This window comes from Pedobacter gandavensis (genome assembly GCF_014172405.1).
In the GTDB taxonomy this organism is placed as follows: domain Bacteria; phylum Bacteroidota; class Bacteroidia; order Sphingobacteriales; family Sphingobacteriaceae; genus Pedobacter; species Pedobacter gandavensis.
The window spans coordinates 356,262-362,392 of record NZ_WNXC01000005.1 but is presented as its reverse complement, the minus strand read 5'-3'; the positions used below and the strand labels follow the sequence as shown (position 1 = coordinate 362,392).

General features: G+C 41.2%; 7 protein-coding genes and 2 tRNA genes. 2 read left to right on the top strand and 7 right to left on the bottom strand.

The window, feature by feature from the left end; all coding sequences use genetic code 11:
- The 5 genes from GM920_RS15705 to GM920_RS15685 all read right to left on the bottom strand — a co-directional run.
- Positions 1 to 224 (bottom strand): ISAon1 family transposase N-terminal region protein (locus GM920_RS15705; protein ID WP_449581075.1); only part of this gene is annotated, 224 nt, incomplete at its 3' end.
- A 157-nt stretch (positions 225 to 381) separates the two neighbouring features.
- A tRNA-Asp gene (locus tag GM920_RS15700) sits at positions 382 to 455 on the bottom strand.
- Between the two features lie 75 nt (positions 456 to 530).
- Positions 531 to 604, bottom strand: a tRNA-Asp gene (locus GM920_RS15695).
- Positions 605 to 681: 77 nt separating this feature from the next.
- Complete coding sequence (prfA, locus tag GM920_RS15690; RefSeq protein WP_182959204.1) at positions 682 to 1,755, bottom strand: peptide chain release factor 1; 1,074 nt, start codon at positions 1,753 to 1,755, stop codon at positions 682 to 684.
- A gap of 161 nt (positions 1,756 to 1,916) precedes the next feature.
- Positions 1,917 to 2,660, bottom strand: a complete 744-nt coding sequence (locus GM920_RS15685; RefSeq protein ID WP_182959201.1) for a UDP-2,3-diacylglucosamine diphosphatase — start codon at positions 2,658 to 2,660, stop codon at positions 1,917 to 1,919.
- 129 nt (positions 2,661 to 2,789) lie between these two features.
- Here GM920_RS15685 and GM920_RS15680 point away from each other — a divergent pair, with 129 nt between their 5' ends.
- Together GM920_RS15680 and GM920_RS15675 are read left to right on the top strand one after the other, a co-directional pair.
- The gene (locus tag GM920_RS15680) at positions 2,790 to 3,800 is read left to right on the top strand and encodes an NAD(P)/FAD-dependent oxidoreductase (RefSeq protein WP_182959198.1); all 1,011 of its coding nucleotides are present in this window, start codon (positions 2,790 to 2,792) and stop codon (positions 3,798 to 3,800) included.
- 2 nt (positions 3,801 to 3,802) lie between these two features.
- Complete coding sequence (locus GM920_RS15675) at positions 3,803 to 4,123, top strand: 2Fe-2S iron-sulfur cluster-binding protein (RefSeq protein WP_062546508.1); 321 nt, start codon at positions 3,803 to 3,805, stop codon at positions 4,121 to 4,123.
- Here GM920_RS15675 and GM920_RS15670 read toward each other — a convergent pair whose 3' ends face one another.
- The gene (locus GM920_RS15670) at positions 4,124 to 5,824 is read right to left on the bottom strand and encodes a S41 family peptidase (protein WP_182959194.1); all 1,701 of its coding nucleotides are present in this window, start codon (positions 5,822 to 5,824) and stop codon (positions 4,124 to 4,126) included.
- Positions 5,825 to 5,887: 63 nt separating this feature from the next.
- Positions 5,888 to 6,103 (bottom strand): hypothetical protein, encoded by a 216-nt coding sequence (locus GM920_RS15665; RefSeq protein WP_182959192.1) that lies wholly within the window; start codon positions 6,101 to 6,103, stop codon positions 5,888 to 5,890.
- Positions 6,104 to 6,131 lie beyond the last annotated feature (28 nt).

Below are 6,131 nucleotides of genomic sequence, written 5' to 3'. Positions count from 1 at the left end.
AAGGCTACTTTCTGACCACGAATTGGAAAGTCCTGGATGCCAACTTCTGGGAAGAATCCTTTGGATTCAAGATCTTTTTTATCATAGCCTTCCGGGGCTATATTCTTCTCTTCAAGGTAGAAGTTCAGTATCTTAGCTTCTTTCTCTACTTTGGTTAACTCAAAATAATCAAGGATACCTTCTGGTAATAATAAACTGATAAGGGTTTCTGCAGCGTCACTCAAAATGAAAATTCTCGGTTGGTTTATAAATGCAAAAGAAAGAATTTATTTCATTCCCCCAAGAATTCCGCTTGATCCCAAGAATTCCGCTTGATCCCTTATTTTAGGATGTAAAAAAAAGCCGTAAATCAAAAAAGCCACTCGTTGGAGTGGCTTTTTGCGGACCGGACGGGACTCGAACCCGCGACCTCCGCCGTGACAGGGCGGCATTCTAACCAGCTGAACTACCGGTCCGTGTTTCCCTTACGGGTGGATTTTATAGTAGATCCTCTACTTAACAACTTCAAGTTCTCGACTGAGTAACTTTTGCGGACCGGACGGGACTCGAACCCGCGACCTCCGCCGTGACAGGGCGGCATTCTAACCAGCTGAACTACCGGTCCGTTGTTCCCTTTCGGGATTGCAAATATAGAGTCTTTATTTATATTTACAAACTATTTTTTGAAATAATCGTAACTGATTAAGCCACAGAGCCTTCTTTCATCTTTTCAGCATTCTCTGCAAACTGTAACGCATCGATCAATTCCTGAACACCACCATCCATCACATGATTTAGGTTATAAAGTGTCAATCCGATACGGTGATCTGTTACTCTACCCTGTGGATAGTTGTATGTTCTGATCTTCGCAGAGCGGTCACCAGTAGACACCATCGTCTTACGTCTCGCAGCAATGTCGCCATTTTTCTTCTGCAATTCGATATCATATAACTTACTACGTAGCATCTCCATGGCAATAATTCTGTTTCCAAGCTGAGAACGCTCCTGCTGACAAACCACAACCAGTCCCGAAGGTCTGTGGGTCAATTGCACTTTCGTCTCTACCTTGTTCACATTCTGACCACCGGCTCCACCTGAACGGGAAGTTTGTAAGTCAATATCTGCTGGATTAAGGTATAAATCGATCTCTTCCGCTTCCGGTAATACGGCAACAGAAGCTGCTGAAGTATGCACACGACCTTGAGTTTCTGTATCTGGTACACGTTGTACACGGTGTACACCCGATTCATATTTCAATTGTCCGTAAACATCTTCTCCGCTTACTTTCAGGATCACCTCTTTATAACCACCAGCAGTACCTTCAGTTACATCAACAGTTTCTACCTTCCAGCCTTTTTGCTCAAAGAAACGGCTATACATACGGTATAAATCACCAGCAAATAAAGCTGCTTCATCACCACCAGTACCACCACGAATCTCAAATACTGCATTTTTAGCATCTTCAGGATCTACAGGAATCAGCATCAAACGTACTTTCTCTTCCAGTTCTTCCTGCTGCTTTAACAACAGATCCAATTCTTCTTTAGCCATTTCGCGCATCTCGGCATCCTTCTCCGTAGATAAGATCTCCTTGTTTGCTTCGATATTGCTCATTACATTCTTGTAAACTTTATATTGGTCTACAATCTTGCCTAAATCTTTATACTCTTTATTTAAAGCAGCAAAACGCTTCATATCCTGCATCGTATCAGGATTACTCAACTGTTCTTCAACGTCTTCCCAGCGTAACTTAATTGCTTCTAATTTCTCTAACATATTCTTTTTTCAGAAAATTAAAACTTGTTGCCCTTTCCATTCAGATCCGTCCTGCGGACCCGGTCCTGGCAATTGATTTATTTTGGGAAGCAAAAATACGGCTTTTTCAGTTAATTGACACTAAAAATTTATTGCTTACCGGATTCTTGTACCCCTATTGATTACTTTTCGAAATACTTCAGTGTTAATTCTTTGCCATCAAATACCGCATAAGAATTAAAATTAATCCATTCCCCGAGGTTCACATACTTGCTTTTGCCGTTCAGATCGATCTCTAAGGGCAAGTGACGGTGTCCAAAAACGAAATAATCATAATGGGCCTGCTGCAATTGTTCTTTTGCATAAATCGCCAACCATTCGAATTCTTCCCCATGAAATGCTTCCTCCGTTTTATTCGCCACTCTACTACTTCCAGACCACCAATTGGCAATTCCTAAGCCAATGCGCGGCGGTACAATAGAAAATAACCACTGGCAAATTGGGTTTCTGAATATCTTTCTTAAGATTTTATATTTCTCATCACCAGGCCCCAGTCCATCACCGTGATGCAGGTAAAAACTTTTGCCATTACGCTCCATGATCAGCTCATCACTAATCACTTCAATCCCCATCTCTGTGGTAAAATAATCTTTCACCCACATGTCATGGTTGCCCTTGAAAAAATAAATTTTAATTCCTGCGTCAGTCATAGCTGCCAGCTTTCCCTGCAGACGAACGAAACCTTTTGGTATCACTTCCCGGTATTCAAACCAGAAATCAAAGATATCGCCCATCAAAAAAAGCTCAGCACAACTGCTCTCTATAGCATTTAACCAACGAATGATCCGATCTTCGCGCTTTCTACTTTCCTGATGATTGGGAGAACCCAGATGGAAATCAGAAGCAAAATATATGTTTTTTGTCATCAGTATGAACAAAGATAAGTAAAAAAAATATCGCAACTTTGTCATAAGTTCTACCAATTATCTAGAATATATCTAAACAACCACCATTATTAAAACAAAAGTTCGTAAATTCGCACAAAATTTAAACACATGATTTCTACAGATATAGCCATTATTGGCGCCGGACCCGTTGGTTTATTTGCAATTTTTGAAGCAGGACTCCTTAAAATGCGTTGTCATTTGATCGATTACTTACCTCAGGTAGGTGGTCAATTGTCCGAAATATATCCTAAGAAACCTATTTATGATATCCCAGGCTACCCAACAGTACTTGCTCAGGAATTGATTGACAACCTCATGGAACAAGGGAAACCTTTCCACCCTGGCTTTACTTTAGGAGAGCGTATTGAAGGTCTGGAGAAACGTGGCGAAGGAGATTTTGTATTGACCACTAACATGGGCACGATCATCGAAGCTAAAGTAGTGGTAATTGCTGGCGGATTAGGTTGTTTTGAACCCCGTAAACCAGCAGTAGAAGGACTAGAGCAATTTGAAAATGGTAAAGGGGTGAATTATATGATCCTTGATCCTGAAAAATACCGCGGTCAGAAAATGGTTATCGCCGGTGGTGGTGACTCTGCTTTAGACTGGACGATTTTCCTTGCAGATATCGTAGACGAATTGACCTTAGTTCACCGTAGCGAAAGCTTCCGTGGCGCACCGGATTCTGTAAATAAAGTAATGGCTTTAGCAGAAAGCGGAAAGATTAACCTGGTATTAAACAGCAACCTAAGCTCTGTTCATGGAAACGGAAAATTGGAAACTGTTGAATTGGTTCACAACCGCAGTTTAGAAAAAAGCACGATCCAGGCAGATCATTTAATTCCTCTTTTCGGATTGAGCCCTAAATTAGGCCCGATTGAGCAATGGAACTTAAACATCAACAAAAGTGCAATTGAAGTAAATACGGATGATTACTCGACTAATATACCGGGTATCTACGCTATTGGCGACATCAATACTTACACCAACAAATTGAAATTAATCCTTTGCGGTTTCCACGAAGCAGCATTAATGAGTCATAGTGCTTACCAGTACATGAATCCAGGAGTAAAATATACCATGAAATACACTACCGTTAACGGCGTTGCCGAATTCTAAGCATGGAAGAAAATAACATTACCCTGCACGTTCAAAATCCGGACGGCAGTAGAACAACACTAGAGGCACCAGTAGATATGGGCCTAAGCTTAATGGAATACCTAAAAGCTTGTGAATACGATATTCTTGCCACCTGTGGTGGAATGGCACTTTGTGCAACTTGTTGCGTAGACGTGTTGGAAGGAGAAGAAAAACTGAATGAGATGACCGATGACGAATATGCCATGCTGGATACCTTACCAGATTTACTTCCAAACTCAAGGTTAGCTTGTCAGCTTCAGTTGAGTCCTGCAATGGACGGACTGGTTGTTAAGCTACACTAACTAATTTTCTATAGGAGCAGCCGCAATTGTCTTGATTGGGCTGCCTATAGTTTTATATTCGCCCTCCCCTTTCAATATAGCCAACATCTTTGACGCATTGCCCAACACTGCTTTCGCTGCTGTCAGCTCTTTATCATATTGAAAAGCTTGAATCACCTTTCCTTTTTCATAATAATACCTGCTTACGATCTGGGTTTCCAATACTCTTTTGATCTCTGGTTTAAAGGTGGTCAGGTCCGTTTTCTTAGCCCCCAACATTTTCGTTTTAAGGTCTTCAAGATCAGCCTTTACTGCCGGCAGTTTGTTCTCTTTTTCAGCCTCCGTACGTAAATCAGCCAATAGACGCTCCGTTTTAGAGACATAGGCATAATCCTTTCCGTCAAGGGAACTTAAGAAAGCCGTATAATCCTGATCTGTCAATTGAAAACCTTCCGCAGGAGCAATGGTTTTATGGTCCTTTTTATACGCATTTGCATAATCGAAAAACAAGCTTTTATTGAGCAAAGATATGGTGATTGGGCTTAATTTTGCCGTTTCCACCAGGATATCCGGATAAATACCATTGCCATCATAAACACTTCTGCCGATACGGGTACTGAATTTATTCATCAATGAGTCCGCTACTTTAGGCGTTTTTCCGTTGACATCTTTATGTGCGTAGTCCATCGCTTGGATACATCTGCCAGAAGGTGTGAAATATTTAGCTACAGTTACTTTTACCAAGCTGTTATAAGGCAGGGGAAAGGTTTGCTGAACCAGACCTTTTCCGTAACTACGTTGTCCAACAATGATGGCCCGATCTAAATCCTGTAGTGCGCCTGCCACGATTTCTGAAGCTGAGGCTGAATTGCCACCCACTAAAATCACCAATGGGATTTGTGGGAGTAACGGATCTGCTAAGGTCTTATAAGTAATGGTTTTCTGCGGGTTTCTACCTTTTTGGGTCACCACTAAAATGTCTTTATTCACAAAGATATTCACAATTTTAACGGCCTCCTGTAAGATTCCACCACCATTATAGCGCAAGTCCAGGATCATTCCTTTAGGCTGTTGTTTGTTGAGGTTGATGGCAGCGTCTTTGACTTCTTGTGCGGCATTTTCCAGAAATTTATCCAAACGGATATAGGCAAAATGATCATCCGTCATACCTGAATAAAGTACATTCGGTTGCTTGATCTCATCGCGATTGAGGTTTTTGGTGATGAGTGCCCCGTTTCTGATGATCAACAAGGTCAACGCTGAACCTCTGGGACCTCGCAACAACTGACTAACCTGTGCACGTTCTTTTCCTTTTACCGCTACATCGTTGATCTTCACAATCTGATCGCCAGGTTTCAAGTCTTGTTTATCCGCAGGATACCCTTCTGAAACCTCATTTACAAATAGCTTTCCTTCAATAAAAAGCGTACTTGCCCCGATGCCCCCGTATTGGGTACTTACATATTTTAGTTTATAGTCTTCAACTTCAGACTCCGGAATGTATTCTGTATAGGGATCTAATCCATCGAGCATGGCATCAATACTGCTGCGCATGAGGTCGGATGGATTCGTTTCGTCTACATAATTGATGTTAATCTCTTTATATAAAGACGCGAAAATATCCAGGTTTTTGGAAACCTGAAAAAGATCTTCCTTAAAAGACCAGCTTAAAGAAGCAAAAGCGATCAGTGAAAAGGCGGCTACAAGTCTGATTTTTTTCATTTTACCCATCTGTTGAAAGGTAAATTTACAAAAAAGGCTTGGAACTCAATAGGCTATTGGGAATTATAGCCTGTTACCTGTAGGATCAGCCAATGCTTTCTTAATGGTAAATTCCACATAGGTCCGGTCTCTTTTCACTAAAGCCATCAATTGCTCTACCAACTGATCTTCTTGTCCAGGCACAAAAGTGAGGTTCTCTTTCGCTAAGTCACGGTATTTTCTAAGAAACTTAATTTTAACCTTTGTCCAGGTCTCAGGAGTAAGTGTAAAACTTGCCATAATATATTATAGTTTGGCTGCAAAAATA